The organism is Streptomyces sp. SL06, from assembly GCF_058244745.1.
Map to the genome: position 1 here is coordinate 2,602,173 of NZ_JBSYOT010000002.1, position 25,949 is coordinate 2,628,121.

24 protein-coding genes and 1 pseudogene are annotated in these 25,949 nt (G+C 72.1%); 10 read left to right on the plus strand and 15 right to left on the minus strand.

What is annotated here, in order from left to right; translation table 11 throughout:
* Positions 1-2: 2 nt before the first annotated feature.
* The gene (locus AC4IHM_RS11700; protein WP_490870811.1) at positions 3-593 is read right to left on the minus strand and encodes a TetR/AcrR family transcriptional regulator; all 591 of its coding nucleotides are present in this window, start codon (positions 591-593) and stop codon (positions 3-5) included.
* 194 nt (positions 594-787) lie between these two features.
* Here AC4IHM_RS11700 and AC4IHM_RS11705 point away from each other — a divergent pair, with 194 nt between their 5' ends.
* A complete protein-coding gene (locus AC4IHM_RS11705; protein ID WP_490867008.1) occupies positions 788-1,807 on the plus strand; it encodes an aldo/keto reductase in 1,020 nt (339 codons plus the stop codon).
* A 39-nt stretch (positions 1,808-1,846) separates the two neighbouring features.
* Here the strand turns inward: AC4IHM_RS11705 and AC4IHM_RS11710 are convergent.
* Positions 1,847-2,097: pseudogene (locus AC4IHM_RS11710) on the minus strand (NAD(P)H-binding protein); the annotation flags it as partial.
* Between the two features lie 254 nt (positions 2,098-2,351).
* Positions 2,352-3,392, minus strand: a complete 1,041-nt coding sequence (locus AC4IHM_RS11715; RefSeq protein WP_490867009.1) for an NAD(P)-dependent alcohol dehydrogenase — start codon at positions 3,390-3,392, stop codon at positions 2,352-2,354.
* 156 nt (positions 3,393-3,548) lie between these two features.
* Between AC4IHM_RS11715 and AC4IHM_RS11720 the strand changes: the two genes are divergently transcribed.
* Positions 3,549-4,418 carry a helix-turn-helix domain-containing protein gene (locus AC4IHM_RS11720; protein WP_490867010.1) on the plus strand — a complete coding sequence of 290 codons (870 nt, stop codon included), beginning with the start codon at positions 3,549-3,551 and terminating at the stop codon, positions 4,416-4,418.
* A gap of 221 nt (positions 4,419-4,639) precedes the next feature.
* Complete coding sequence (locus AC4IHM_RS11725; RefSeq protein WP_490867011.1) at positions 4,640-5,494, plus strand: MHYT domain-containing protein; 855 nt, start codon at positions 4,640-4,642, stop codon at positions 5,492-5,494.
* Positions 5,495-5,602: 108 nt separating this feature from the next.
* Here AC4IHM_RS11725 and AC4IHM_RS11730 read toward each other — a convergent pair whose 3' ends face one another.
* The 4 genes from AC4IHM_RS11730 to AC4IHM_RS11745 all read right to left on the minus strand — a co-directional run bounded on the left by AC4IHM_RS11730 (position 5,603) and on the right by AC4IHM_RS11745 (position 9,808).
* Positions 5,603-6,286, minus strand: a complete 684-nt coding sequence (locus AC4IHM_RS11730) for an ABC transporter ATP-binding protein (RefSeq protein ID WP_490867012.1) — start codon at positions 6,284-6,286, stop codon at positions 5,603-5,605.
* A 34-nt stretch (positions 6,287-6,320) separates the two neighbouring features.
* Positions 6,321-7,811, minus strand: a complete 1,491-nt coding sequence (locus AC4IHM_RS11735) for an ABC transporter permease (protein WP_490867013.1) — start codon at positions 7,809-7,811, stop codon at positions 6,321-6,323.
* Between the two features lie 171 nt (positions 7,812-7,982).
* Positions 7,983-9,233: a L,D-transpeptidase gene (locus AC4IHM_RS11740; protein ID WP_490867014.1), complete on the minus strand. Its 1,251-nt coding sequence runs from the start codon at positions 9,231-9,233 to the stop codon at positions 7,983-7,985.
* A gap of 221 nt (positions 9,234-9,454) precedes the next feature.
* Positions 9,455-9,808: a hypothetical protein gene (locus AC4IHM_RS11745; protein ID WP_490867015.1), complete on the minus strand. Its 354-nt coding sequence runs from the start codon at positions 9,806-9,808 to the stop codon at positions 9,455-9,457.
* A gap of 109 nt (positions 9,809-9,917) precedes the next feature.
* Here AC4IHM_RS11745 and AC4IHM_RS11750 point away from each other — a divergent pair, with 109 nt between their 5' ends.
* Entirely contained in the window at positions 9,918-10,253 is a 336-nt protein-coding gene (locus AC4IHM_RS11750) for a hypothetical protein (RefSeq protein ID WP_490867016.1), read from the plus strand.
* 94 nt (positions 10,254-10,347) lie between these two features.
* Here the strand turns inward: AC4IHM_RS11750 and hutH are convergent, their stop codons facing one another.
* The 3 genes from hutH to AC4IHM_RS11765 form a co-directional block, all read right to left on the minus strand.
* Positions 10,348-11,886 (minus strand): histidine ammonia-lyase, encoded by a 1,539-nt coding sequence (gene hutH, locus AC4IHM_RS11755; protein WP_490870812.1) that lies wholly within the window; start codon positions 11,884-11,886, stop codon positions 10,348-10,350.
* Positions 11,887-11,979: 93 nt separating this feature from the next.
* On the minus strand, positions 11,980-13,128 hold the full coding sequence (locus AC4IHM_RS11760; protein ID WP_490867017.1) for a GGDEF domain-containing protein: 1,149 nt from the start codon (positions 13,126-13,128) through the stop codon (positions 11,980-11,982).
* Positions 13,129-13,238: 110 nt separating this feature from the next.
* Complete coding sequence (locus AC4IHM_RS11765) at positions 13,239-14,039, minus strand: enoyl-CoA hydratase/isomerase family protein (protein WP_490867018.1); 801 nt, start codon at positions 14,037-14,039, stop codon at positions 13,239-13,241.
* A 210-nt stretch (positions 14,040-14,249) separates the two neighbouring features.
* Here AC4IHM_RS11765 and AC4IHM_RS11770 point away from each other — a divergent pair, with 210 nt between their 5' ends.
* Complete coding sequence (locus AC4IHM_RS11770; RefSeq protein WP_490867019.1) at positions 14,250-14,930, plus strand: hypothetical protein; 681 nt, start codon at positions 14,250-14,252, stop codon at positions 14,928-14,930.
* Positions 14,931-14,936: 6 nt separating this feature from the next.
* On the opposite strand, the gene AC4IHM_RS11775 is transcribed toward AC4IHM_RS11770, so the two are convergent.
* Together AC4IHM_RS11775 and AC4IHM_RS11780 are read right to left on the minus strand one after the other, a co-directional pair.
* Positions 14,937-16,079, minus strand: coding sequence for an adenylate/guanylate cyclase domain-containing protein (locus AC4IHM_RS11775; RefSeq protein WP_490867020.1), 1,143 nt, complete (start codon positions 16,077-16,079; stop codon positions 14,937-14,939).
* Between the two features lie 853 nt (positions 16,080-16,932).
* Positions 16,933-17,799, minus strand: coding sequence for a biotin--[acetyl-CoA-carboxylase] ligase (locus AC4IHM_RS11780; protein ID WP_490867021.1), 867 nt, complete (start codon positions 17,797-17,799; stop codon positions 16,933-16,935).
* Between the two features lie 113 nt (positions 17,800-17,912).
* On the opposite strand from AC4IHM_RS11780, the gene AC4IHM_RS11785 reads away from it, so the two are divergent.
* The 4 genes from AC4IHM_RS11785 (at position 17,913) to AC4IHM_RS11800 (ending at position 20,656) form a co-directional block, all read left to right on the plus strand.
* Complete coding sequence (locus AC4IHM_RS11785; protein WP_490867022.1) at positions 17,913-19,502, plus strand: acyl-CoA carboxylase subunit beta; 1,590 nt, start codon at positions 17,913-17,915, stop codon at positions 19,500-19,502.
* A 26-nt stretch (positions 19,503-19,528) separates the two neighbouring features.
* Positions 19,529-19,732 carry an acyl-CoA carboxylase subunit epsilon gene (locus AC4IHM_RS11790; protein ID WP_490867023.1) on the plus strand — a complete coding sequence of 68 codons (204 nt, stop codon included), beginning with the start codon at positions 19,529-19,531 and terminating at the stop codon, positions 19,730-19,732.
* Between the two features lie 125 nt (positions 19,733-19,857).
* Positions 19,858-19,986: a morphogenic membrane protein MmpB gene (gene mmpB / locus AC4IHM_RS11795; protein ID WP_386320048.1), complete on the plus strand. Its 129-nt coding sequence runs from the start codon at positions 19,858-19,860 to the stop codon at positions 19,984-19,986.
* Positions 19,987-20,032: 46 nt separating this feature from the next.
* The gene (locus tag AC4IHM_RS11800; RefSeq protein WP_490867024.1) at positions 20,033-20,656 is read left to right on the plus strand and encodes a Maf family protein; all 624 of its coding nucleotides are present in this window, start codon (positions 20,033-20,035) and stop codon (positions 20,654-20,656) included.
* On the opposite strand, the gene AC4IHM_RS11805 is transcribed toward AC4IHM_RS11800, so the two are convergent.
* Positions 20,625-21,104, minus strand: a complete 480-nt coding sequence (locus tag AC4IHM_RS11805; RefSeq protein ID WP_490867025.1) for a hypothetical protein — start codon at positions 21,102-21,104, stop codon at positions 20,625-20,627. The genes AC4IHM_RS11800 and AC4IHM_RS11805 overlap by 32 nt on opposite strands.
* Positions 21,105-21,478: 374 nt before the next feature.
* Between AC4IHM_RS11805 and AC4IHM_RS11810 the strand changes: the two genes are divergently transcribed.
* Positions 21,479-23,251 (plus strand): acetyl/propionyl/methylcrotonyl-CoA carboxylase subunit alpha, encoded by a 1,773-nt coding sequence (locus AC4IHM_RS11810; protein WP_490867026.1) that lies wholly within the window; start codon positions 21,479-21,481, stop codon positions 23,249-23,251.
* A gap of 68 nt (positions 23,252-23,319) precedes the next feature.
* Here AC4IHM_RS11810 and AC4IHM_RS11815 read toward each other — a convergent pair whose 3' ends face one another.
* Together AC4IHM_RS11815 and AC4IHM_RS11820 are read right to left on the minus strand one after the other, a co-directional pair.
* Positions 23,320-24,303, minus strand: coding sequence for a DeoR/GlpR family DNA-binding transcription regulator (locus tag AC4IHM_RS11815; protein ID WP_490867027.1), 984 nt, complete (start codon positions 24,301-24,303; stop codon positions 23,320-23,322).
* A gap of 190 nt (positions 24,304-24,493) precedes the next feature.
* A complete protein-coding gene (locus tag AC4IHM_RS11820; RefSeq protein WP_490867028.1) occupies positions 24,494-25,942 on the minus strand; it encodes an NAD(P)H-quinone dehydrogenase in 1,449 nt (482 codons plus the stop codon).
* Positions 25,943-25,949: the final 7 nt, after the last annotated feature.

Sequence of the window (25,949 nt, forward strand, 5' to 3'; positions counted from 1 at the left end):
GGTCAGTCCGGCCGGCGCAGCCCCGCGACGAGGTGTCGGACCAGGCGGCGGGCGTCGTAGCGGGGGTCGCCCCCCGCGCCGATGCAGAGGTTGCCGACGCCGCGCATGAGGGCGAGGGCGGGCAGGTCGGAGCGGATCTCCCCGGAGGCGGTGGCGGCGCCGAGCAGCTCGGTGCACACGGGCACGAGGCGGTCGAGGAAGTACGTGTGCAGCGCCTCGAAGCCGGCGTTGTCGGACCGCAGTACGGCGGCGAGTCCGTGCTTGGTGACCAGGAAGTCGACGAAGAGGTCGATCCACTCGGCCAGGGCGGCGTAGGGGGTGGGGCTGCTCGCCAGCAGGGCCGGGCCCGCCTCGGCGCAGGCCTCCACCTGGTGCCGGTAGACGCCGATGATGAGGTCGGCCCGCGTCGGGAAGTGGCGGTAGATCGTGGCCGTTCCGACGCCGGCCCTGGCCGCGATGTCGCGTACCGGCGCCTCCACGCCCGACTCGACGAAGACGGCGGCGGCCGCGTCGAGCAGGGTCTTCTGATTGCGCCGGGCGTCCGCCCGTCTGGGGCGTGTCGCGGGCTCCGCGCCCTGGTCGCCGTCCTGCACCACGTCGTTCCTCCGCCACCGGTTGCTAAACGGGACACTGTTCCGTATCGTCAAACGGGACAGGGTCCCGCTTGGGCATGATGCCAGAACAGGGAACCCGCCACCAGGCCTCCCCTCCTCCGCGCACACCACCACGCGCACCATCATGTCCGTAATGCCCAATTCCCTCCCCACTCCCACGGAGGAACACCGTCATGCAGTACCGCACCTTGGGCCGCACCGGCGTGCAGGTCAGCTCACTCGCACTCGGCGCCATGAACTTCGGCAGCATCGGAGGCACCACCCAGGACGAGGCCACCGCCATCGTCGACGCCGCCCTGGAGGGCGGGATCAACGTCATCGACACCGCCGACTGGTACAGCGGCGGCGAGTCGGAGGAGATGGTCGGCAAGGCCATCGCCGGCCGCCGCGACGACATCGTGCTGGCCACGAAGGCGAACATGCCGATGAGCGACAAGCCCAACCACCAGGGCTCCTCGCGCCGCTGGCTGGTCACCGAGCTGGACAACAGCCTGCGCCGCCTCGGCGTCGACCACGTCGATCTCTACCAGATCCACCGGTGGGACCCGGCCACCAGCGACGAGGAGACGCTGTCCGCGCTGACCGACCTCCAGCGCGCCGGGAAGATCCGCTACTTCGGCTCCTCGACCTTCCCCGCCTACCGCATCGTGGAGGCCCAGTGGGCGGCCCGCGAGCACCGCCTGAGCCGCTACGTCACCGAGCAGCCCAGTTACTCCGTGCTTCAGCGCGGGATCGAGCGCGACGTACTGCCGGTCACCGAGCGGTACGGGCTCGGGGTGCTGGCGTGGAGCCCGCTGGCCTCGGGCTGGCTGTCGGGGGCCGTCCGCGCGGGCCGTGAGATCGCCACCCATCGCTCGGCGGTCCTGCCGGAGCGGTTCGACACCTCCCTGCCCGCCAACCGGGCCAGGCTCGACGCCGTCGAGCGACTGGCGCGGGTCGCCGAGGAGGCCGGGCTGACCATGATCCAGCTCGCGCTCGGCTTCGTGACCGCGCACCCCGGTGTGACCAGCGCGCTCATCGGCCCCCGCACCCTGGACCACCTGCGCTCGCAGCTCGCCGCCGCCGACACGGTGCTCTCCGCCGATGTCCTCGACGCGATCGACGCGATCGTCGCCCCCGGTACCGACCTGGCCGCGCACGAGAAGTTCGACGCCCCGCCCGCGCTGCTGGACGCCTCGCTGCGGCGCCGCTGACCGTAGGGCTCAGCGGCGTCCGGAAGCCGGCGCCACGGCCCGCGCGGCCCGCAGCACCGTCCACGCGATGCCCGAGTCGGCGATCGCCCGCTCCGAGTCCGGCTTGGTGCGCAGCCACGCCGACGGGACGCTGTCCGCGCCGACGACCGAGAGGTACACGAGGTGCCGTACGTCCGCGCGGGAGGCGGCGTGCACCAGGGCGCGGGTCGCCTCGTCGTCGCGCTTCGGGCCGCCCGCAGCAGCGGGACGACATGGCTGCCGAGGGTGCCCGTGCCGCCGGTGACCAGGATGCGGGGTACGTCATGACTGCTCCCGGGGGTCCTGGCGTCCGGGCGAGCAGGTGTCCGACCCCGCCCGTCCGGAACGTCCGCCGTTTTGTGTCCGTGGCGGTATGACCCGCGGCGGCGCGGCCGTGTGACGGGAAGGGCGAGAAAATCTCCGACGGACCTCGCCGGACCGAGCGGCCCCGCCCGACCGAGAGACTCGCGGACCGAGCGCCCTCAACCCGACAACCGCCCCCGCCCCCGCCCGACCGAGGAACCCGTCAGATCGTCGCCGTGTCGATCACGAAGCGGTACCGCACATCGCTCGCCAGGACCCGTTCGTACGCCTCGTTGACCTCGGACGCCGCGATCAGCTCGATCTCGGCGCCGATGCCGTGCTCGGCGCAGAAGTCCAGCATCTCCTGGGTCTCGCGGATGCCGCCGATGCTGGAGCCGGCCAGCGTCTTGCGGCCGCCGATGACCGAGAAGAGGTTGAGCGAGACGGGCTCCTCGGGGGCGCCGACGTTCACCAGGGCGCCGTCGGTGCGCAGCAGGCCCAGGTAGGCACCGAGGTCGAGCGGGGCGGAGACCGTCGAGACGATCAGGTCGAAGCCGCCCGCCGGCTCCCGGAAGGTGGCCGGGTCGCTGGTGGCGTAGTAGTGGTCGGCGCCCAGCCGCAGTCCGTCGGCCTCCTTGCGCAGCGACTGCGAGAGGACGGTCACCTCGGCGCCCAGGGCGTGTGCCAGCTTGACGGCCATGTGGCCGAGGCCGCCCATGCCGAGGACGGCGACCTTCTTGCCGGGGCCGGCCTTCCAGTGCTTGAGCGGGGAGTACGTGGTGATGCCGGCGCAGAGCAGCGGCGCGGCCTCGTCGAGCGAGATGCCCTCGGGGATGCCGACGACGAAGTTCTCGTCGACGACGATCTTCTGCGAGTAGCCGCCGTAGGTCGGCTCCCCGTCCTTGCCGACGCCGTTGTACGTCATCACGTTGCCGCCGGTGCAGTACTGCTCGAGGCCGGCCTCGCAGTTGTCGCACTCGCGGCAGGAGTCGACCATGCAGCCGACGCCCACCCGGTCGCCGACGGCGTATTTGGTGACGCCGTCGCCGACCTCGGAGACGATGCCCGCGATCTCGTGGCCGGGGACCATCGGGAAGATGGCCTCGCCCCAGCCCTCGCGGACCTGGTGGATGTCGGAGTGGCAGATGCCGGCGAACTTGATGTCGATCAGGACGTTGTGTTCGCGCACCGCGCGCCGCTCGATGGTGGTGCGCTCCAGCGGAGCCTTGGCGGCGGGTGCTGCGTACGCGGCGACAGTGGTCATGCCGGGTTCTCCGGGATTCTCTCGGCGGTGACTGGGTGATGGCTCCACTGTGCCGGGCCGGCGGGCGGCCACCCAGACCACAGTCGTGCCTACGTCCGGTATGCGTACCACCGGTGGGGACAGGGTCCTGTGCGTACGACCGGGAATACTGGGGGCATGGATGGACAGCTGGACCGGCGAGCCGAGCTGAGCGAGTTCCTGCGCACACGGCGGGCCCGGCTGAAGCCGGCGGACGTGGGGCTGCCGTCGTTCGGGCGGCAGCGCCGGGTGCCGGGGCTGCGCCGGGAGGAGCTGGCGCAGTTGGCCGGGGTTTCGGTGGCGTACTACACCCGCCTCGAACAGGGCAACGGGCGCAATGTGTCGGCGGAGGTCCTCGACGCGATCGCCCGCGCTCTGAGGCTGTCCGACGCCGAGCAGGCGCATCTGACGCATCTGGCCAGGCCGAAGCAGCAGCGCAGGCGGGCGGCGCGGGCGCAGCAGCCGGTGCGGGCGGCGCTGCTCCAACTGCTGGAGTCGATCGACTCGGTGCCGGCGTACGTGAGCGGCCGGCGCTCGGAGATCCTCGCCTGGAACCGCATGTCGGCGGCCCTCTTCGGCGACTGGGGCAAGCTGCCGGCCCCGGAGCGGAACTGGGCGCGGCTGGTGTTCCTCGGCCCTGAGTACCGCGATCTGTTCGTGGACTGGGAGCAGAAGGCGCACGACATGGTCAGCTCCCTGCGCATGGACGCGGGCCGGCACCCGGACGATCCGCGGCTGTCCGCCCTGGTCGGCGAGCTGTCCGTGAAGAGCGAGGAGTTCCGGCGGCTGTGGGCCACGCACGACGTCAAGGAGAAGAGCTACGGCGTCAAGCGGATGCGGCATCCGCTGGTCGGTGAACTGACCCTGTCCTTCGAGACGTTCCGCCTGGTCGACGACGACGAGCAGACCTTCGTCACCTATCACGCCGAGCCGGGCTCACCCTCGGCGGAGGCGCTGCGGCTGCTGGCGAGCTGGGGACAGGACGCGGCGGCTTCGCTCACCCCGTGAGCGCGCGCCCCGGCCCGGCGCCGCGGCGAGGGGTGTGCGGGCGTGGCGGCCGACCCGAAATGGAATGACATCGCCTGTGACGAACGACACACACCGGAGGGGACAGCTCCACCCATCTGCGTGATTTATTAAGCCATGTGGCTTGATTTCTTCGGCCCATTTCCATTGGATTCCGTCCTGTCCGGCGAGTCGGGACAGCGGTACACGAAAGGCATCGGGTCGTGACTGCCACGGTGACCGACTTCCATTACGGGGCAGTGACCCCGATAGCCGCATATCTGATGGCCTGCCTGGGCTCGGCGCTCGGGCTTCGCTGCACCGTGCGCTCCATGCGCCGCGGGCAGCGCAATCACAAGGCCGGCTGGCTCTTCCTCGGCGCGGTGTCCCTCGGCTGCGGCATCTGGACGATGCACTTCATCGGGATGACGGGGTTCAGCGTCGACGGCACCGTCGTCGAGTACGAGACTCGGCTGACCGTGCTGAGCCTCCTGGTCGCGATCGCCGTCACGGCCTTCGGGGTGTTCCTCGTCGGCTACCGCGGCGCGCGGGTGCCGGTCCTGGCCACGGCGGGCCTGTCGATGGGCCTGGGTGTCGCGGCCATGCACTACCTGGGCATGGCCGCCATGCGCGTGCACGGCAGCATCCACTACAGCGTCACGGCCGTGACGCTGTCCATCGTGATCGCCGTGGTCGCGGCCACCGCCGCCCTGTGGGCGGCGGCCACCATCCGCGGTCTGTGGTCGAGCCTGGGGGCCAGCCTCGTCATGGGGATCGCCGTCACGGGCATGCACTACACCGGCATGGCCTCCGTCAGCGTCCACCTCGACCGTGTGACCTCCCAGACGTTGAACTCCTCGATCGGGCAGTTGTCGTTCCTGCTCGCGATGATCGCCGGACCGGTGATCATTCTTGTACTGGCCGCGGCGATCGTCATGTTCGACCCCGATCTGGTGCTCGGTGACGACGAGGCACGGACGCCGTACCGGGCCGCCGTGGCGTCCCCGGGCCGATCGGCCCCGGCGGGGCAGTACGGATACCGGCCCCCGGAGGGCGACGGCTCCTGGCCGTCGCGCTGACCACGACTCGCGACGCCCCCGCGGTCCGGCGCCCCTTCGCCGGACCGGGCGGCGCGTCGCCCGACGCCGGAGACGGAGCGCCGCCCCGACTCCGGCGCCCCGCACCGCTCACGCCGACGCGTTCTCCTTCACGGTGATCCGTCCCTTGCGGATCGTCGCCAGGCGCGGTGCCTTCTTCGCGATCGCCGAGTCGTGGGTGACCATCACGAAGGTCAGGCCCAACTCCTTCCACATGCGGTCGAGTACGTCCATGATCTCGTCGCGCGTCGACTCGTCGAGGTTGCCCGTGGGCTCGTCGGCGAGCAGCACCTTCGGTTGCTTCACCAGCGCGCGGGCGATGGCCACCCGCTGCTGCTGGCCGCCGGACATCTCGCCGGGGAGATGCCCGAGCCGCTCGCCGAGCCCGACGGAGGCCAGCGCCTCGGCGGCCTTCTCGCGCCGCTCCCTCGCCCTGACGCCGAGCGGGACGAGCGCGGTCTCCACGTTCTCCTGCGCGGTCAGGGTCGGGATGAGGTTGAAGGACTGGAAGACGAAGCCGATGCTCTCGCTGCGCACCCGGGTCAGCCGGGCCTCGGGCAGCTTGGCCAGGTCGGTGCCGTCGAGGACGATCTCGCCCGAGCTGGGCCGGTCGAGCGCGCCCAGCATCTGGAGCAGCGTGGACTTGCCGCCGCCGGTGGGGCCCTGGATGACGAGCCGGTCGCCGTCGGCGATGGTCAGGTCGACGCCGTCGAGGGCGTGCACGGTGGCCTTGCCGCGGGTGTAGTGCTTGGTGACGGCCTTGAGTTCGTACATGGTGCAACTCCTGGGGAACGTAGAGGGGGTGGCGCTACTCCACGCGGCGCAGGGCGTCCGCCGGGCGGAGCCGGGAGGCGCGCCAGCCGCCGAAGCCGCCGGCGATCAGTCCGCCGGCCACGGAGAGGGCGACCGCGAGGGCGATGGTGGTGAGGCTGACGGGCGCGGTGAGGGCGATGTCCAGGCTCTTCGCGGCGCCCTGCCCGCCGGGACCGCCCATGCCGCCACCGCCACCGCCGAAGCCGCCGGGACCGCCCGCACCACCGCCGCCGGTGCCGCCACCGAGCTGGGCCTGGAGCGTCGGGCTGACCGCGGTGACGGCGTACGCCCCCGCCAGGCCGAGCGCGATGCCGAGGACGCCGCCGGCCAGGCCGTTGACGAGGGACTCGCCGACCACCTGCCGGGTGACCCGGCCCGAGCGCCAGCCCAGGGCCTTGAGCGTGCCGAACTCGCGCACCCGGCGGGAGACGGCCGAGGAGGTGAGCAGACCGGCGACCAGGAAGGCGGCGGCCAGGACGAGGATCGAGAGCCACTTGCCGACGCCGGCGGCGAGGGAGGAGGCGGTGGACAGGGAGCCGGAGACGGTGTCGGCGAGGTCGGCCGAGGTGGTGACCGTGGTACCCGAGATGTTCTTCTGGATCGCGGACTTGACGCCCCCGATCCGCTGCGAGTCGGTCGCCTTGACGTAGATGGTGGTGACCTTGTCCTTCGCGTCACCCAGCGTCTGGGCCTGCTGGAGCGGCACGTAGAGGTTGGCCGCCGCGTCCGCGCTGTCGGCCGTGGCGATGCCGACGACCTTGAACTTCGTGCCCTTGACGGTGACCGTGGAGCCGGTCTTGAGCTGCTTCTCCTTGGCGTACGCCGAGTCGGCGACGGCGACCTTGGCGTTGGTCTCCGACTTCTCGAAGGTGCGGCCGCTGGTGATCGTGGAGGAGGTCAGCGGGCCGAGGGCGGGCTCGGTGACATCGGTGCCGAAGACGGAGTAGCTGTTGACGTTGAAGTCGGCGCCGCCGCCCTGGACCCGGCCCTGCGGGGCCTGCCCGCTCCCCGGCCCGCCGCCCTGCTCCTGGCCCTGCCCCGCGCCCGAGCCGTCCTGCTGGACCTGACCGCGCGTGAACTGGCCGCTGACCTTCATGACCTGGAGGCTCAGCCCGCCCACCGCGTCGGCGACGCCGCTCTGTTCGGCGACCTTGCCGACGGTCGAGGCCGCCAGCGTCTGGAAGCCCTGCACCGTGACGCGGTCGGTGCTCTGCTCCTCGTCGGAGCCGTCCTCCTTGGCGTCGAACCGGAAGCGGGGCCGCTCGGAGGTGCCGCCGGACGAGGCGGGGGCCGCGGCCTTGGTGACCGTCATGTCCGTGCCCAGCCCGTACAGGGACTGAAGGACCTTGTCCTGGGCCCTGCCCATGCCGGAGGAGACGGAGTCGACGACGATGACCAGCGCGATGCCCAGGGCCAGCCCGGAGGCGACGACGAGGGCCGCCTTTCTGCGGCGGCGCAGTTCGCGCCTCAGATAGGTGAAGAACATGGCCGCAAGGTAGGGACGTCGCGTGATGAAGGGATAAGGCCCGCATAAGAGGAGGATGAGAAGCCGGGCAAGCGCCGGGCGCCCGCCGCCCCGGTGAGGGGGCGACGGGCGCCCGGGTGAAGTCGCGGTGGGCCGCGCCGTGTTGAGGTCAGGCCGCCGGACCGATGGCTGTCAGACCGCCGAACCCGCCTTCCACTGGGCCCAGTCCAGGTTCCAGCCGTTGAGGCCGTTGTCCGGGGCGATGGTCTTGTCTCCGGTGTTCTGGACGACGACCACGTCACCGATGATCGAGTTGTCGTAGAACCAGGAGGCGGGCGTGTTCGGGTCGTTCGCGCCCTTGGCGTCGGCCAGGCCCACGCAGCCGTGGCTGGTGTTGACGCTGCCGAAGATGGACTTGGCGCCCCAGTAGTTGCCGTGGATGAAGGTGCCGGAGGTGCTCAGGCGCATGGCGTGCGGCACGTCCTTGATGTCGTACTCGCCCTTGCCGTCGTCGTCGGTGAAGCCGACCGTCGAGCCGTCCATCCGGGTCTCCTTGAACTTCTCGGAGATCACCATCTGGCCTTCGTAGGTCTTGTTGTCGGGGGAGCCGGCGGAGATCGGGATCGTCTTGACGGTCTTGCCGTCCTGCGTGACCTTCATCTGCTTGGTCTTCGCGTCGACGTAGGAGACCTGATTGCGGCCGATCTTGAAGCTGACGGACTTCTGCTGGACGCCGTAGACGCCCTGGGCGCCCTCGACCCCGTCGAGGGCCAGCTTGAGGGTGACGGTCGAGCCCTCCTGCCAGTAGTCCTGCGGGCGGCAGTCCATGCGCTGGGTGCTGAACCAGTGGCAGACGACTTCCTGGCCGCTGGAGGAGTTGACGGTGATGCCCTTCTGGACGGCGGCCTTGTTGGTGATCTCCTTGTCGAAGGTGATCGACACGGGCATGCCGACGCCGACGGTGGTGCCGTCGTCCGGGGTGAAGTTGCCGATGAAGCTGTTCTTCGGGGAGACCGTGGTGAACGACGCGTTCTCGTGGGCGGCGCGGCCGTCGGAGTCCTTCGCGGTCGCCGTCAGCTGGTATTTGGTGGCCCGCTCCAGCTGGCCGCTGGGCTTCCAGCTGGTCTTGTCGGCGGATATCTCGCCACTGACCTCGGTGCCGTCGGAGGCGGTCATCCTGACCTGCGTGAGCGTGCCCTTGCTCACGGTGACCCCGGCGGCGTTGTTGATGGAGGCGTTGTCCGAGCCGTCCTCGGGCGTGATCTTGATCTGGGCCTCGGAGGTCTTCTTCGCCGCCGCTTCGTCCACCTCGGCCTGCGAGGTGTCGCCCTTCCCACCCCCGGAGGCGTCGGCGTCGCCGCTGGAACACGCAGAAAGCACCAGCACACCGCCGAGCAGTGCGGACGCGGCCATCAGGCCCCTGCGCCGCTTACCGTCCGTCATCACACGCTTCTCCATCGTTGCCGATTCCCGAAACCCCAAGATTCCCCGTCAAGACTTTCAACGCTACGACCGGTTCGTCCCGTTCCACATCGCTCGTATGTGTGGGGCACACCACGTTGACGGCGAGGCCGGAAGTGCGCGGTTCGGTCGGCGCGCCCCTTGAGACGACGAAACCCCGGGTGGCGGTTGCCGCCCGGGGTCACGATTTTCCCCACACTGCGTCAGCCGACCGTCGCCTCATCGTCTTCCGGGTCGTTCTCGCCGCCATCATCCTCGTCGAGGTCCCATTCGGGCGAGTCGGGATCGTAGTCGATCCGCTCACTGCTCCAGGAGGCCTGCTGGAGTTCGACTCCGGGTACCGCGCTGACCAGGTCGAAGGGGTCCACGAGATGAGCCAGGGCCTCGGCGGTGTCCTCCGTCACAGCGCGCTCGGAGTCGGCCCGCTCCTCGTCGGACAGTTCGGCGACGTTGGCGAGGGTCTGCAGCGCGGCCCCGGTGACGGCCTCCTCGTCGTCGACCTCAAGAACGAGGTCGACGCGAATACGCACAAAACGTGATGTCTCTGGAGTGCTCATGCCCGGAGCGTAAGGCCGACTCCTCCCGTGACTTTCCTGTGACCCGCGCCTTTCACTAACATCTGCCCACACGGCCAATTCGCCAGCGCCACAAGGGGATCGATATTCCGTGTCATCCGCTCGCCGTCCGTTGCTGACCACCGCCGCCGCGGGCGGTCTGCTGTGCGCCCTGTGGTTCGTCCCGTCAGCGAACGCGACACCCGAGACGCCGGTCCTCAAGTCCGCGGCCACGTCCCCGTCCCCGCAGGTCACCGCGCAGGCCAGAGCCGTGTCCGCGGAGACGGCGGACACCAAAGACACCACAGACACCGCCGAGGGCACGACCCGCCTGGCCGACACCGGCAGCTTCGACAGCACGCCGTACGTCATCGGCGGCACCGTCTGCCTGGCGCTCGGGGCCGGCTTCGTCGGGTACTCGATGCGCCGGGAACGCCTCGACCTTTGAGAGAACTTGACGTTCTTTTGGCTTCCTTGACTGCCGGGGGCGGTCCGGAGGGGCCCCTGTCCGCGCGCCGGAGCCCCTCGGGCCGCGGCGTCCGCTAGCGCAGCGGTCCGGTGACCTGCTCCGCCGCCGCGACCAGGCGCCCGGCCCGTACGAACGCGTCCGCCGCGGCGAGGTCGGGCGCCAGGTGGCGGTCCGGCCCGGGGCCCCGGACACCGGCCGCCCGTACGGCGTCGATGACGGCCCGCGAGGCCGGGGCCGGGGTGAGGCCGTCGCGGAGCTGGATCGCGCGCGTGGCGGCGTACAGCTCGACGGCGATCACGCGGCCGAGGTTGTCGACGGCCGTACGCAGCTTGCGCGCCGCCGCCCAGCCCATCGACACATGGTCCTCCTGCATCGCGGAGGACGGGATCGAGTCCGCCGAGGCCGGTACGGCGAGCCGCTTCAACTCGCCGACCAGGGCGGCCTGTGTGTACTGGGCGATCATCAGACCGGAGTCGACGCCGGCGTCGTCGGCGAGGAACGGCGGCAGGCCGTGGCTGCGGTTCTTGTCCAGCAGCCGGTCGGTGCGCCGCTCGGCGATGGAGGCGAGGTCGGCGACGGTGACGGCGAGGAAGTCGAGCACGTAGGCGACCGGGGCGCCGTGGAAGTTGCCGTTGGACTCCACCCTGCCGTCGGCGAGGACGACGGGGTTGTCCACCGCCGCCGCCAGTTCGCGTTCGGCGACGAGGCTCGCGTGGGCCATGGTGTCGCGCCCGGCGCCGGCGACCTGCGGGGCGCAGCGCACCGAGTAGGCGTCCTGGACGCGGGGCGCGCCCTCCTGGTGGTGCCCGGTCAGGCCCGAGCCCTTGAGCACGGCGAGCATGTTGGCGGCGCTGGCGGCCTGTCCGGGATGCGGGCGGATGGCGTGCAGCTCGGGGGCGAGCACCTTGTCGGTGCCGAGCAGGGCCTCCAGGGTCAGCGCGGCGGTGATGTCGGCGGACTTGTAGAGGGTGTCGAGGTCGGCGAGGGCCATGACCAGCATGCCGAGCATGCCGTCGGTGCCGTTGAGGAGGGCGAGGCCCTCCTTCTCGCGCAGTTCGACCGGCGCGATGCCGTGCTCGGCGAGCAGCTCGCCGGCGGGGCGTACGGTGCCGTCGGGGCCCTCGGCCTCCCCCTCGCCCATGAGGGTGAGCGCGCAGTGCGACAGCGGGGCGAGGTCGCCGGAGCAGCCGAGGGAGCCGTACTCGTGCACCACGGGGGTGATCCCGGCGTTGAGCACGGCGGCCATGGTCCGCGCGACCTCGGGGCGGACGCCGGTGTGCCCGGAGCAGACGGTCTTCAGCCGCAGGAACATCAGCGCGCGGACCACCTCGCGCTCGACGCGCGGACCCATTCCGGCGGCGTGCGAGCGGACGATGTTGCGCTGCAGCCGGGCCCGCAGGTCCGGGCCGATGTGCCGGGTCGCCAGGGCGCCGAAGCCGGTGCTGACGCCGTAGACGGGCTCCGGCTTGGCGGCCAGCGCCTCCACGATCTCGCGCGCCGCGGCCATGGCGGCCACCGCCTCGCCGGAGAGTTCCACGCGGGCGTCCGCGCGCGCCACGGCGAGCACGTCGGACGCGGTGGCCCCGGACGTCCCCACCACCACAGTGTGCATATCCATATTCAGGAGCGTACGCAGTGAATTCGATGGTGTCACGAGGGGGTACGTCACCGGCACCGGCCGGGGTCACCCCTTACCGGCACCGGCCTACGGCGAGTGCCGCCCGCGGAACCGCCTGCGCTCCCCGTCCTCCCTGCGCGAGGGCTCGTCCGCGAGCCGTACGACGGGATCGTCGGGTCCCTCGCGGCCGGCGACGACGGGACCGGCCGAGCGTTCCGCCTTGGCGCGGTACTGGGCGGCGTCGGCCAGCCGGAACAGCCGGCGGGCCGAACGGACCGGCCCGACCGGGTCCTCCGTGGACGCGACCCCGCAGGCCACGCCGTCCCCCAACTCCAGCTCGGCGGCCCGGCGGCACAGCTCCTCGGCCGCCTTGACCACCGCGTCGGCGGACGGCCCGACCGCGAGCAGGCAGAACTCGTCCCCGCCGAGCCGCGCCGCCAGCGCCCCCGGCAGCATCGCCCCGCACAGCGACAGCACCGACCCGAAGCGCTCCAGCAGCCGGTCCCCGACGGCGTGCCCGTGCGTGTCGTTCACCCGCTTGAGGCCGTTCAGATCGCATACGGCGAGGCTGACGACGACGCCCTCCTCGCGGTGGCGCTCCACGGCCTCGTCCAGCGCGGAGTCGACGGCGCGACGGTTGGCGAGCCCGGTGAGCGCGTCGGTGTACGCGAGGCGCCTGGCCTCCTCAAGACGCTCGGTCTGCGCGATCCCGGCGGCGACGACCGAGGCCAGCACGGTGGCGAAGTCGGCGTCGGCCCGCTCGAAGACCCGCTCCCCCACCGGCCGCGCCGCATACAGCTCGCCCCAGGCGCGGCCGTGCAGCACGATCGGCGCGACCACGCAGCAGCCGCGCCCCCGGCGGCGCAGGGCGGCGACGCGCTGATGGACGTATCCGGGGCGGCCGGCGGCGGGCCCCTCGGCCGTCTCGACCCAGGCGTCGGGCTCACCGCCGCCGGCCCAGCGCTCGTGCAGGAACTCGGTGATCTCCGCGAACTGGTGCACCGGATAGGACTCGTCCTCCGGGAACTCCTCCTCGCCCTCGGCCCGCCGGCCGACGTTCACCAGGACCCGGAGCCGGCCCAGCTCGCGCTCCCACACCGACAGCGCGGCGAAGCTGCCGCCGAGCGCCAGGCGCGCGCCGTCCGCCGCCGCCCGCCACGCCTCACGCGCGCTGTGCGCGGCGGCCATGCCCTGCGCCAGTGCCACCACGGCCGCGAGCCGCCTGTCGTCACCCATCACTCCAGGCTAGGGAGATTCATGCCGAAACGGGACTCAAGCAGGGCGAACGGGGGCGTTCGCGAACTCGCCCCCCTCCTGACTGCCCCCGGCACCCGACCGCGCCGCGTTCACTCCCCGGGCCAGCGCGGCGCCCGCTTCTCGTTGAACGCCGCCACTCCTTCCGCCCGGTCCCCCGAGAACGCCACCGACCGCCACGCCGCGTCCTCGACCTCCAGCCCGGCCCGCAGGTCGAGGCCGTGACCGAGCCGCAGCGCCCGCTTGGCCGCGCGCAGCCCCACCGGCGAGTTCGCGGCCATCCGGGCGGCGAGGTCGAGGGCCTCCGCACGGTCCCGCCCCTCGTCCACCAACTGGTCCACGAGCCCCAGCCCGCGCGCCTCCTCGGCCGCCACCCGGCGGGCCGTGAACACCAGCTCGGCGGCGCGTGCCGCCCCCACCCGGCGCGGCAGCAACTGCGTACCGCCGCCGCCCGGAATCACCCCGACGGACACCTCGGGCAGCCCCACCACCGCCGTACGGTCGGCCACGATCACGTCGCACGACAGCGCCAGCTCGAACCCGCCCCCCAGCGCGAAGCCGTGCACGGCCGCGATCACCGGCACCGGCAGCTCCAGCACCGACGTGTAGGCCCCCCGCGCCACCGGCCGCTGCCGCAGCAGATCGGCGTCGGAGAAGGAGTTGCGCTCCTTGAGGTCGGCGCCGACGCAGAAGGCCCGCTCGTGGGTCGAGGTCAGCACCACCACCCGCACGTCCCGGTCCTCGCCCAGCGCCGCGCAGGCCGCGCCGATGGAGCGGGCCATCGCGGTCGAGACGGCGTTCATGGCCTTCGGCCGGTCGAGCGCGAGTTCCGCGACTTGCCCGTCCCCGTGCCGCCGCACCAGCACGAACTCTCCGAACCGCTCCTCGCTCATGACACCCTCCGGTTAACGCGTGTTAACAAGCCGACCGCCCGATCATCGCAGGCGGACCCGCGCGGGGGAAGGCCCGACCTGCCCGCTCCGCGCACCATCCCGTTTACCCGTTCGAGTGATATCCGGCCGACCGCCGTACCCCGGACGACGGTGGACCGTAGCGTCGCTCCGCCACGGCGCAGGGGGGCGCGTGCGCATCGGGGAGGGACCATGACGACAAACGCACCGACGAGAACTCGGCACCCGTGGGGCCGCCGTGGCCGGCACCGCAGGCCCCGCCGCAAGGTGCTGCTGACCGCGGGCGGCCTCGCTCTGGCGGCCGGCGCCCTGAGCCTCGTACGCCTGCTGCCCGAGCCCGGCGGCGACGCGGGCGGCTTCGGCGCGGAGGCCGGGCCGCGCGTGGGCACGGATGGGGGCCAGGACGGCGCGGCGGGCCGGGAGAGAGTCGAGGGCGCGGCCGGGGTGACGGCGCCCGCCGACGCGCGCACCGCCGGTACGCCCGGGGCGAGCCCGTCGGCGACCTCCGCCATGGGCGGCCTGAGCGGCTCACCGGAACCGGGGCTCGTACCGGGGCCGTCCGCGAGCGGCCCCTCGGCGCCGTCCCCCGCCACGACGACCGTCCCGGACGCGCCGAACCCGGGCGACGCGAGGGACGGACGGGGCGAGGGGGACCGGGCCCAGGCCCCGCACACCCCGCGGTCGCCCCAAGTGCCGCGGTCGCCGCGCCCGTCGCAGCCGTCGGGGGCCGACACCCCCGCGCCGCGCCCCACGCCGACCCCGCCACCGGGCCGCGGCACGCCACCGGCGCCCGCACCGGCCCCGGAGCCCGGCGGCCGGGGCCTGTGCGTGCCGATCATCGGCCTGTGCGTGGATCTGCTCGGCGACGGCTGACCGGGCCTACGGCTCCCCGGCGCTGCCCCGCCGTGTCAGCAGCCAGGGCTCGACGACGCCGAGACCGCGCACCGGCCGCTGCCACATGGGCTGGAGCCCGAAGCGGTACGCCGGCGGCTCCGCGCCCTCCTTCTCCGCGGTGGCCACCTCCTCGGCGGCCGCCGCCTCCGAGGCCGGGGCGTCCCGCGTACGGATCAGCTCCTCCGCGAAGGCGGTGTCGACGAGAACGGCGTCCCGGGGGGCTATGGAGGTGAGCCGGGAGGCGAGGTTGACGGTGGTGCCGAAGACATCGCCCATCCGGGTGGTGACCGTGCCGAAGGCGATGCCGACGCGCAGTTCCGGCATGGTCTCGTCGTTCGCCATCGTCTCGATGAGGCGCAGCGCGATCTCGGCGGCCGTACCGGCGTCGTCGGCGGCGTAGAGCACCTCGTCGCCGAGGGTCTTGATCAGCCGTCCGCCGCGCGCGGCGACCAGGTCGGCGGCGGTGGTCTCGAAGGCCTCGACCAGCTCGCCGAGTTCCTCCTCCTCCATCCGGCGGGTCAGCCGGGTGAAGCCGACCAGGTCGGCGAAGCCGACCGCGAGCCGCCGGTCCACCATCTCCTCGTCGTCGCCGGCCTGGACGACCCGGCCGGCCGAGGCGGCGAGCTGGCGCCGCCAGACGTAGACGAGGAACTCCTGCAACTCGGGAAGGAGCAGCTCGACGATGGGATACGTGACCTCGGTGCGCGTCATCCCCGGTTCCGGGGGCTCGGTCAGGCCCTCCAGGAAGGAGTCGATCTGCCACTCGGCCAACCGGGCGGTGGTCTGCCCGGTGGACCGGGCCACCTGGATGGCCATGGCCTCGCTGAGCAGCCCCGCCTCCACCAGACCGGCCAGCCGCCGCAGGGCGAGGACGTTGGCCTCGGTGAGTGCCTTGGCCTGCCCTATGTCGGCGAAGCCCATGGCCCGCCAGAAACGGGAGGCCAGCTCCATGGAGACGCCCGCGCTGCGGGCGGCCTGGAAGGGGGTGTAGCGGCGGTCGGCGCCCAGAATGAGCCCTTCGAGGCGGAGCGCGAGCGGGTCCTCGCCGGGGTCGGCGGCATCCGGGGCGGGCTCGGGGTCCACCCGGCCGTCCCCGTCCGCGCCGGAGCCCGTGTCGTCGACGCTCACGCCTGCTGCCCTTCCGATCTGCCGCGGTCAGGTTCGACCGGCCCCAACTTTACGTCAGGTGTGCCCCAGCTCACTCCCGCTCGCCCCGAGCGACCCCCGACGGGGACGCCACACACGCCGCTACGGCGGGGACAGCACCGGCAGCGGCACGGCAGGACGACTCCCCTCACACAGACGGCCAACACGGCACCCGCACGGAAAAGCCGGGACAACCCCCACACCGATACGACCGGGACAGCGCCCACACCGAGGCAGCGCAACGGCTCCCCACCCGGCACAGGCCGGGTCAGCACCCGCAACGGCACGACAGGACGGCCCCCCACCCACACACGGCCAGCACAGCACCGCCCCGAAACAGCCGCCCCACACCGACACCTCCAGGACACCCGCCCCGATACGACCGGGACAGCACCCTCACCGAAGCGGCGCGACGGCTCCCCACGCGACGCGGCGGGGTCAGCATCCACCGCGAAACGGCCAAGGCAGCCCGAACCGCAGCGGCGGGACCGCACTCGACCCGAAACAGCCGAGGCACCCCCTGCGCCGAGGCGGCGCGACGGCCCTCCCACCCGACACGGCCGAGTTGGCACCCGCACCGACACGGCAAGGCGACTCCCCACCCACACAGCCGGGACGGCACCCACTCCGCAGTGCCGGAAGAACGCGGCGCCCCACCGTGCGCCCATCCCCGGGGCCCGTCCGGACAGGCCCGCGCCCACCCGGACCCGTCCGGAGAACGCCGCACCCAACCCCGGACCCGTTCCGAAGGAAGCCGTGCGCCTCGCGCCCCCCGCTCCGAAAGAAGCCGTGCCCCGCCGCTGACCCCACCGAAGAAAGCGGTCCGCACCCGTCGTCACGCCGGGCGCAGGTGCACGATGTCGCCCGCGCCCACCGGTTCCTGCACGCCCGCCTGTGTGGCCAGTACCAGTCTCCCGTCCCCGTCCACGGCCACCGCCTCCCCCACGAGCGACCGGTCCCCCGGCAGTTCCGCCCGCACCACGCGCCCGAGGGTCGCGCACCCCGCCGCGTACGTCTCCTGGAGGCCGCTGACCGCGGGGTCCCCGCCTGCCTTCCGCCACCGCCCGTACCAGTCCTCCAGCGACCTCAGCACGCCCCTCAGCAGCGGGTCCCGGTCGGTGCTCACGGCCCCGGCCAGCGCGAGGGACCCGGCCCGCGGGACCGGCAGCTCGTCGGCCCGGAGGGTGACATTGACGCCGACGCCGATGACGACCCCGTCGTCACCGGCCCGCTCAGCGAGGATGCCGCCGGCCTTGCGCTCCTCGTCGCCGACGGTCACCAGCAGGTCGTTGGGCCACTTCAGGGCCGTGTCGACACCCGCCGCCCGGGACAGTCCGGTCGCCACGGCGACGCCGGTGAGCAGCGGCAGCCAGCCCCAGCGGGCCACGGGCACCTCGGCGGGCCGCAGCAGTACGGAGAAGAAGAGCCCGGAGCGCGCCGGTGCCGTCCACTGCCGGTCCAGCCGGCCCCGCGCGGCGGTCTGCTCCTCGGCGACGAGGACGGCCCCCTCCCCGGCCCTCCCCTCGGCGGCGCGGGCCATCAGGTCGGAGTTGGTGGAGCCGGTGCGCTGCACCACGTCGACCTGCCGCCACAGCCCGCCCTCCCGTACCAGTCCCCGGCGCAGGGCCGTGCTGTTGAGGGGCGGCCGGTCCAGGTCGGACCACCGGTTGTGCGGGAAGCCGGAGGCGTCTCGGGGCGTCATGCAACCCACCCTAGGTGTGGGAAACACCGCACTGCCGATCGGAAGGGCCCCTACTACTCTACGGATGAGTAATCGTCCCCCCCTTTCTTGAGCAGGCAGGGAGCCGCATCCCGATGTCCGAGCCGGAAGAGCAGCAGCCCGACATCCACACGACCGCGGGCAAGCTCGCGGATCTCAGGCGCCGTATCGAGGAGGCGACGCACGCCGGCTCGGAACGCGCCGTGGAAAAGCAGCACGCCAAGGGCAAGCTGACGGCCCGTGAGCGCATCGACCTCCTGCTCGACGAGGGTTCCTTCGTGGAACTGGACGAGTTCGCCCGGCACCGCTCCACCAACTTCGGCCTGGAGAGCAACCGCCCCTACGGCGACGGCGTCGTCACCGGCTACGGCACCGTCGACGGGCGTCCGGTCGCCGTCTTCTCGCAGGACTTCACCGTCTTCGGCGGCGCGCTGGGCGAGGTCTACGGCCAGAAGATCGTCAAGGTCATGGACTTCGCGCTGAAGACCGGCTGCCCGGTCATCGGCATCAACGACTCCGGCGGCGCCCGCATCCAGGAGGGCGTTGCCTCGCTCGGCGCCTACGGCGAGATCTTCCGCCGCAACACCCACGCCTCCGGCGTCGTCCCCCAGATCAGCCTGGTCGTCGGCCCGTGCGCGGGCGGCGCGGTCTACTCCCCGGCGATCACCGACTTCACGGTCATGGTCGACCAGACCAGCCACATGTTCATCACCGGCCCCGATGTCATCAAGACGGTCACCGGCGAGGACGTCGGCTTCGAGGAGCTGGGCGGCGCCCGTACCCACAACTCCACGTCGGGCGTGGCCCACCACATGGCGGGCGACGAGAAGGACGCCATCGAGTACGTCAAGCAACTGCTGTCGTACCTGCCGTCCAACAACCTCTCCGAGCCGCCCGCCTTCCCCGAGGAGGCCGACCTCGCGGTCACGGACGAGGACGCCGAGCTGGACACGATCGTGCCGGACAGCGCGAACCAGCCGTACGACATGCACACGGTGATCGAGCACGTCCTGGACGACGCCGAGTTCTTCGAGACCCAGCCGCTGTACGCGCCGAACATCCTCACCGGCTTCGGCCGCGTCGAGGGCCGTCCGGTCGGCATCGTCGCCAACCAGCCGATGCAGTTCGCCGGATGCCTGGACATCACCGCCTCCGAGAAGGCGGCCCGCTTCGTGCGCACCTGCGACGCCTTCAACGTCCCCGTGATCACCTTCGTGGACGTGCCCGGCTTCCTGCCCGGCGTCGACCAGGAGCACGACGGCATCATCCGCCGCGGCGCCAAGCTGATCTTCGCCTACGCCGAGGCCACCGTCCCCCTGATCACGGTCATCACCCGCAAGGCCTTCGGCGGCGCCTACGACGTGATGGGCTCCAAGCACCTGGGCGCCGACCTCAACCTGGCCTGGCCCACCGCCCAGATCGCCGTCATGGGCGCCCAGGGCGCGGTCAACATCCTGCACCGCCGCACCATCGCCGGCGCCGACGACCCCGAGGCCGCCCGCGCCCGGCTGATGCGGGAGTACGAGGACGCCCTCCTCAACCCCTACACCGCCGCCGAACGCGGCTACATCGACGCGGTGATCATGCCCTGCGACACCCGCCGCCACCTCGTGCGCGGCCTGCGCCAGTTGCGCACCAAGCGGGAGTCCCTGCCCCCGAAGAAGCACGGCAACATCCCCCTGTGACCCTCCAGGAACCTTCAGGAGCCGCTGTGATCAAGGTCGTACGGGGCAACCCGACCCCGGAGGAACTGGCCGCCGCCCTCGCGGTGGTCCGAGCCCGCGCCGCGACGGGGGCAGCCGAACCCGCCCCCCAGCCCCCCGCGGACGCCTGGTCCGACCCGTCCCGCATCGCGACCCGCCGCCTCCCGCAGCCGGGCCCGGTGTCCTGGACCCGCACCTACTGGCCGGGATGAGGCAGGACGCCCGGGGGCGCGGGGAAGCGCGCGGGCAAGAGGAACGCGGGTAAGAGGAACGCCACGCCCCGATTTGAGTACCCGTACTCAGGCACCGCTCCCCGCCGGGGTCCCACGCTGGTGGCATGCTGTGGTCCGACCCCGAGAACGAGCCGCCCAAGGAACTGCGCGACATGCAGGACATGCTGCGGCGGCTGAGCGTTTTCCTGGCCCTGGCCATGGTCCTCGCGATGATCGTGATCGGCGTGCGGTGACGGCCGGCGCCTCCGGTGTCCCCGGTGCCGCCGATACCCTGATCACATGACAGACCAGCAGCCGCGCCGCCGACTCGTCCTCGCCTCCCAGTCCCCGGCCCGGCTCGGGCTGCTGCGCCAGGCCGGGCTCGCCCCCGAGGTGCTCGTGAGCGGCGTCGACGAGGACGCCGTCACCGCGCCCACCCCCGCCGAGCTGGCCCTCGCCCTGGCCGAGGCCAAGGCCTCCGTCGTGGCCGCGAAGCCCGAGGTGCACGGCGCCCTGGTGATCGGCTGCGACTCGGTGCTCGACCTGGACGGCCAGGCCCTCGGCAAGCCGGCGGACGCCGAGGAGGCCACCGCCCGCTGGAAGGCGATGCGCGGCCGGGCGGGCACGCTGCAGACCGGCCACTGCGTCTGGGACACCGCCTCGGGCCGTCATGTCTCGGCCATCGCCTCCACCGTCGTCCGCTTCGGCGAGCCGACCGACGAGGAGATCGCGGCCTACGTGGCCTCCGGCGAACCCCTCTACGTCGCCGGGGCGTTCACCCTGGACGGCCGCTCGGCGCCGTTCATCGACGGCATCGAGGGCGACCACGGGAACGTGATCGGCATCAGCCTGCCCCTGCTGCGGCGGCTCCTGGCCGAACTCGGGGTCGGCATCACGGCGTTGTGGGAGCCGGTGGCTGGCTGACCGGGGAGCCGTCGTCGCCCTTGCCGTCCACGGGCCGCCCGGCCGCGGGCTCCTCGCGGGGGTCGTGGGTCATCAGGAGCAGCACGACGAGGGCGAGGACGACGATCATGTACAGGAAGGCCTGCGGCCCGACCAGTCCCCAGCCGAAGGCGCCGAGCAGCCCGTGCACCACGGCCACGCTGACCAGCAGGACCCGGCCGAGCCCGGCGGGCGGGCGGTCGCGCAGCGCCACGAGCAGGGCGACCAGGGCGCACAGCGCGAAGTAGAGCCCGAAGACGACACCGCCGATCTTCGAGGACAGGGACATCATGTCCGGGTCGAGACCGGCCAGGGACATGTCCTGCCGGTCGACGACCATCCCCAGGAACCAGTTCAGCGCCGCCACGGCGAACGCCTCCGCGAGGAGCACCACCGCCACGATCCACGCCACCGGCCTGCGCACTGACACCGGTCCCCACCCACTTCCGACCGCTGCCGCACAGGACAGCTGTTACCCCAAGTACGTTCGAGACCCCCCGAACGCTACTAACGGGTAAACCCCGCCACAAGGGGTCCACCACGAGCAAAGAATCATTGGGCCATTGGTAGGGACTCCACAAAGAAACGGAGTGGTCCGCAGCACGCTCGCACAGAGACCTTGACCACACGGGAGGACTAGGGTTTCCCCGAGTAGCCCTGCGTACCGTGGTACGACAAGGGCTTTGGCAGGCCGAGCGAGCCTCGGATCACGCTCCGTGTGGGCAAGCTCACCAATGGGGACGGGTCGAAGTGCCGTGTCGGCAGTCCCTAAACTCGGCTTGTTTCAAGGAGGGAGCCTCAATCGTGCGCAAGGTGCTCATCGCCAATCGTGGCGAAATCGCTGTCCGCGTGGCCCGAGCCTGCCGGGACGCGGGGATCGCGAGCGTGGCCGTATACGCGGACCCGGACCGGGACGCATTGCATGTCCGCGCCGCTGACGAGGCGTTCGCCCTGGGCGGTGACACCCCCGCCACCAGCTACCTGGACATCGGCAAGGTGCTCCAGGCCGCCGAGGACTCCGCAGCGGACGCCGTCCACCCCGGCTACGGCTTCCTCTCGGAGAACGCCGACTTCGCCCAGGCCGTCCTGGACGCGGGCCTGACCTGGATCGGCCCGCCCCCGCAGGCCATCCGCGACCTCGGCGACAAGGTCGCCGCCCGGCACATCGCCCAGCGGGCCGGCGCCCCGCTGGTCGCGGGCACCCCCGACCCGGTCTCCGGCGCGGACGAGGTCGTCGCCTTCGCCGGGCAGCACGGCCTGCCCCTCGCGATCAAGGCCGCCTTCGGCGGCGGCGGACGCGGCCTCAAGGTCGCCCGCACCCTCGAAGAAATCCCCGAACTCTACGACTCCGCCGTCCGCGAGGCCGTCGCCGCCTTCGGCCGCGGCGAATGCTTCGTCGAGCGCTACCTCGACAAGCCCCGCCACGTGGAGACCCAGTGCCTGGCCGACACCCACGGCAACGTGGCCGTCGTCTCCACCCGCGACTGCTCCCTGCAGCGCCGCCACCAAAAACTCGTCGAGGAAGCCCCCGCCCCCTTCCTGTCCCGGGCCCAGACAGACCAGCTGTACGCCGCCTCCAAGGCCATCCTCAAAGAGGCCGGCTACGTCGGCGCCGGCACCGTGGAGTTCCTGGTCGGCGCCGACGGCACCGTCTCCTTCCTGGAGGTCAACACCCGCCTCCAGGTCGAACACCCGGTCACCGAGGAAGTCACCGGCATCGACCTGGTCCGCGAGATGTTCCGCATCGCCGACGGCGAAGAACTCGGCTACGACGACCCCGCCCTGCGCGGCCACTCCTTCGAGTTCCGCATCAACGGCGAGGACCCCGGCCGCGGCTTCCTGCCCGCCCCCGGCACCGTCACCCTCTTCGCCCCGCCCTCCGGACCGGGCGTCCGCCTGGACGCCGGCGTGGAATCCGGCAGCGTCATCGGCCCGGCCTGGGACTCCCTGCTGGCCAAACTCATCATCACCGGCCGCACCCGCAAGGAAGCCCTCCAGCGCGCCGCCCGCGCCCTGGAGGAGTTCACCGTCGAGGGCATGGCCACCGCCCTCCCCTTCCACCGCGCCGTCGTCACCGACCCCGCCTTCGCCCCCGAACTCACCGGATCCAGTGACCCCTTCACGGTCCACACCCGCTGGATCGAAACCGAGTTCGCCAACGAGATCAAGCCCTTCACCGCGCCCGCCGACGGCGAGGCGGACGAGGAGTCGGGCCGCGAGACGGTCGTCGTCGAGGTCGGCGGCAAGCGCCTGGAGGTCTCCCTGCCCTCCTCGCTGGGCATGTCCCTGGCCCGTACCGGGCTCGCGGCCGGTGCCCGCCCCAAGCGCCGCGCGGCGAAGAAGTCCGGCCCCGCGGCCTCCGGCGACACCCTCGCCTCCCCGATGCAGGGCACCATCGTCAAGATCGCCGTCGAAGAGGGCCAGGAAGTCCAGGAAGGCGACCTGATCGTCGTCCTGGAGGCCATGAAGATGGAACAGCCCCTCAACGCCCACAAGGCGGGCACCGTCAAGGGCCTGAGCGCCGAAGTCGGGGCCTCCCTCACCTCCGGCGCCGCCATCTGCGAGATCAAGGACTGAGGACACCCGCACAACGACACGACGGGGGCGCCCGGGACCACAGGACCGGTCCCGGGCGCCCCCGCCGTTCAGCGTCGGCGCATGTCGGCGACGCGCGCCCGCTCCGTCCCGCCGTTCTGCTCACCCAGGGGGGTGGCCGAGCGCAGCCCCGCCGCGCCCGGGACCTGACGGCGTGGTCCCGGAAGCGGCACGTCCCGGCGCTGCTGACGCGCTGGGACCGCATCGCCCCCCGAGGCCCCCGAGGCCCCGGCGCCGGTCGTCGCACCCCCCGACGCCCCGGCCACGGCGATCTGCACGCCCTGGTCGGCCAGGGCCTGGAGTTCGGTGGCGGCGCGGTCGTCGTGGGCCGGTGACTCGTCCGTGACCAGGCGGGTGATGACGTCCGTGGGCACGGTCTGGAACATGGTGTCGGTACCGAGCTTGGAGTGGTCGGCGAGGACGACGACCTCGGCGGCGGCCTGCACCAGCGCGCGGTCGACGGACGCCGACAGCATGTTGGAGGTGGACAGCCCCCGCTCGGCGGTCAGTCCGCTCCCGGACAGGAAGGCCTTGGACACCCGCAGCCCTTGAAGGGACTGCTCGGCGCCCGAGCCGACGAGGGCGTAGTTGGACCCGCGCAGCGTGCCGCCGGTCATCACGACCTCGACCCGGTTGGCGTGGGCCAGGGCCTGGGCCACCAGCAGCGAGTTGGTGACGACGGTCAACCCGGGCACCCGCGCGAGCCGGCGGGCCAGCTCCTGGGTGGTGGTCCCGGCCCCCACCACGATGGCCTCGCCTTCTTCGACGAAGCCCGCGGCGAGATCGGCGATGGCCGTCTTCTCGGCGGTCGCGAGATGGGACTTCTGCGGAAAGCCGGACTCTCGCGTGAACCCGCCCGGCAGTACCGCACCGCCGTGCCGGCGGTCGAGGAGTCCTTCTGCCTCCAGTGCGCGCACGTCCCGCCGTACGGTCACTTCGGAGGTCTGGACGACGCGGGCGAGTTCACGGAGCGACACGGCCCCGTTCGCTCGCACCATTTCGAGGATCAATTGGCGACGTTCTGCAGCGAACACGAAACTGACAGTAACCCCAACGACCGTCTGCTTTCAGCAGTATGCGCCGAATAACAGAAGTTGTTCGCATGACCGCAGCCCAAGTGGTATACGCGCCTACCCCACCCGCCTATGCCACCCGCAAGCTCGGCAACTCCCCGTGACCAGCGGGGAGTCGTTTCAAGCCGCGGACGCGAACCCGGGCCCAGGCCTAGCCCTCTGCGCCGGCCTTCCGCGTGTGCAGCTGCCGGGCGACCTCGGCGATCGAGCCCGAGAGGGACGGGTACACGGTGAACGCGTTCGCGATCTGCTCGACCGTCAGGTTGTTGTCGACGGCGATCGAGATGGGGTGGATGAGTTCCGAGGCGCGCGGCGCCACCACGACACCGCCGACCACGATCTCGGTGCCCGGCCGGCAGAAGATCTTGACGAAGCCGTCCCGGATGCCCTGCATCTTGGCGCGCGGGTTGCGCAGCAGCGGCAGCTTCACCACCCGGGCGTCGATCTTGCCGGCGTCCACGTCGGCCTGCGAGTACCCGACGGTGGCGATCTCGGGGTCGGTGAAGACGTTGGCGGAGACGGTCTTGAGGTCCAGCGGGGTGACCGCGTCGCCGAGGAAGTGGTACATGGCGATCCGCCCCTGCATGGCGGCCACCGAGGCGAGGGCGAAGACTCCGGTCACGTCACCGGCGGCGTACACACCGGGGGCCGAGGTCCGCGACACCCGGTCGGTCCGGATGTGCCCGGAGTCCTTGAGCTTGACCCCGGCCTCCTCAAGGCCCATCCCCTCGGTGTTGGGAATGGCGCCGACCGCCATCAGGCAGTGCGATCCCGTGATGACCCGCCCGTCCGACAGGGTGACCTCGACCCGGTCCCCCACCCGTTTGGCGGACTGGGCCCGGGAGCGCGACATGACGTTCATACCGCGCCGCCGGAACACGTCCTCCAGTACGGCGGCGGCGTCCGGGTCCTCCCCGGGCAGCACCCGGTCCCGCGACGACACGAGCGTGACCCGCGACCCGAGCGCCTGATAGGCCCCGGCGAACTCGGCACCGGTGACACCCGACCCCACCACGATCAGCTCTTCGGGCAGCTCCTCCAGGTCGTACACCTGGGTCCAGTTCAGGATCCGCTCGCCGTCGGGCCGGGCGTCGGGCAGCTCACGGGGGTGTCCGCCGGTCGCGATGAGCACCGCGTCCGCGGTGAGCGTCTCCTGGCTCCCGTCGGCGACCCGCACCACGACCTTCCGGGACCCGTCGAGCCCCTGCATCCCCTCCAGCCGCGCACGCCCGCGCATCACCCGAGCGCCCGCGCGGGTCACGGAGGCGGTGATGTCGTGCGACTGCGCCAGCGCGAGCCGCTTCACACGCCGGTTGACCTTCCCGAGGTCGACCCCCACCACCCGGGTGGCCTGCTCCATCGGCGGGGTGTCGTCGGCGACGATGATCCCCAGCTCCTCGTAGGAGGAGTCGAAGGTGGTCATCACCTCGGCCGTGGCGATCAGGGTCTTGGACGGCACGCAGTCGGTCAGCACCGACGCACCGCCCAGGCCGTCGCAGTCGACGACGGTCACCTCCGCGCCGAGCTGCGCGGCCACCAGCGCCGCTTCGTATCCGCCGGGTCCGCCGCCAATGATCACGATCCGAGTCACGTACCCCATTGTCCCG

Bases quoted from the DNA above. Each gene is read 5' to 3' on its own strand.
- hutH (WP_490870812.1), bottom strand. From the start codon at position 11,886: ATGCACACTGTGGTGGTGGGGACGTCCGGGGCCACCGCGTCCGACGTG.
- AC4IHM_RS11735 (WP_490867013.1), bottom strand. From the start codon at position 7,811: ATGTTCTTCACCTATCTGAGGCGCGAACTGCGCCGCCGCAGAAAGGCG.
- AC4IHM_RS11770 (WP_490867019.1), top strand. From the start codon at position 14,250: ATGACGACAAACGCACCGACGAGAACTCGGCACCCGTGGGGCCGCCGT.
- AC4IHM_RS11820 (WP_490867028.1), bottom strand. From the start codon at position 25,942: ATGGGGTACGTGACTCGGATCGTGATCATTGGCGGCGGACCCGGCGGA.
- AC4IHM_RS11715 (WP_490867009.1), bottom strand. From the start codon at position 3,392: ATGACCACTGTCGCCGCGTACGCAGCACCCGCCGCCAAGGCTCCGCTG.
- AC4IHM_RS11765 (WP_490867018.1), bottom strand. From the start codon at position 14,039: ATGAGCGAGGAGCGGTTCGGAGAGTTCGTGCTGGTGCGGCGGCACGGG.
- AC4IHM_RS11800 (WP_490867024.1), top strand. From the start codon at position 20,033: ATGACAGACCAGCAGCCGCGCCGCCGACTCGTCCTCGCCTCCCAGTCC.
- AC4IHM_RS11730 (WP_490867012.1), bottom strand. From the start codon at position 6,286: ATGTACGAACTCAAGGCCGTCACCAAGCACTACACCCGCGGCAAGGCC.
- AC4IHM_RS11780 (WP_490867021.1), bottom strand. From the start codon at position 17,799: ATGACGCCCCGAGACGCCTCCGGCTTCCCGCACAACCGGTGGTCCGAC.
- AC4IHM_RS11785 (WP_490867022.1), top strand. From the start codon at position 17,913: ATGTCCGAGCCGGAAGAGCAGCAGCCCGACATCCACACGACCGCGGGC.
- AC4IHM_RS11705 (WP_490867008.1), top strand. From the start codon at position 788: ATGCAGTACCGCACCTTGGGCCGCACCGGCGTGCAGGTCAGCTCACTC.
- AC4IHM_RS11720 (WP_490867010.1), top strand. From the start codon at position 3,549: ATGGATGGACAGCTGGACCGGCGAGCCGAGCTGAGCGAGTTCCTGCGC.
- AC4IHM_RS11745 (WP_490867015.1), bottom strand. From the start codon at position 9,808: ATGAGCACTCCAGAGACATCACGTTTTGTGCGTATTCGCGTCGACCTC.
- AC4IHM_RS11740 (WP_490867014.1), bottom strand. From the start codon at position 9,233: ATGACGGACGGTAAGCGGCGCAGGGGCCTGATGGCCGCGTCCGCACTG.
- mmpB (WP_386320048.1), top strand. From the start codon at position 19,858: ATGCTGTGGTCCGACCCCGAGAACGAGCCGCCCAAGGAACTGCGCGAC.
- AC4IHM_RS11760 (WP_490867017.1), bottom strand. From the start codon at position 13,128: ATGGGTGACGACAGGCGGCTCGCGGCCGTGGTGGCACTGGCGCAGGGC.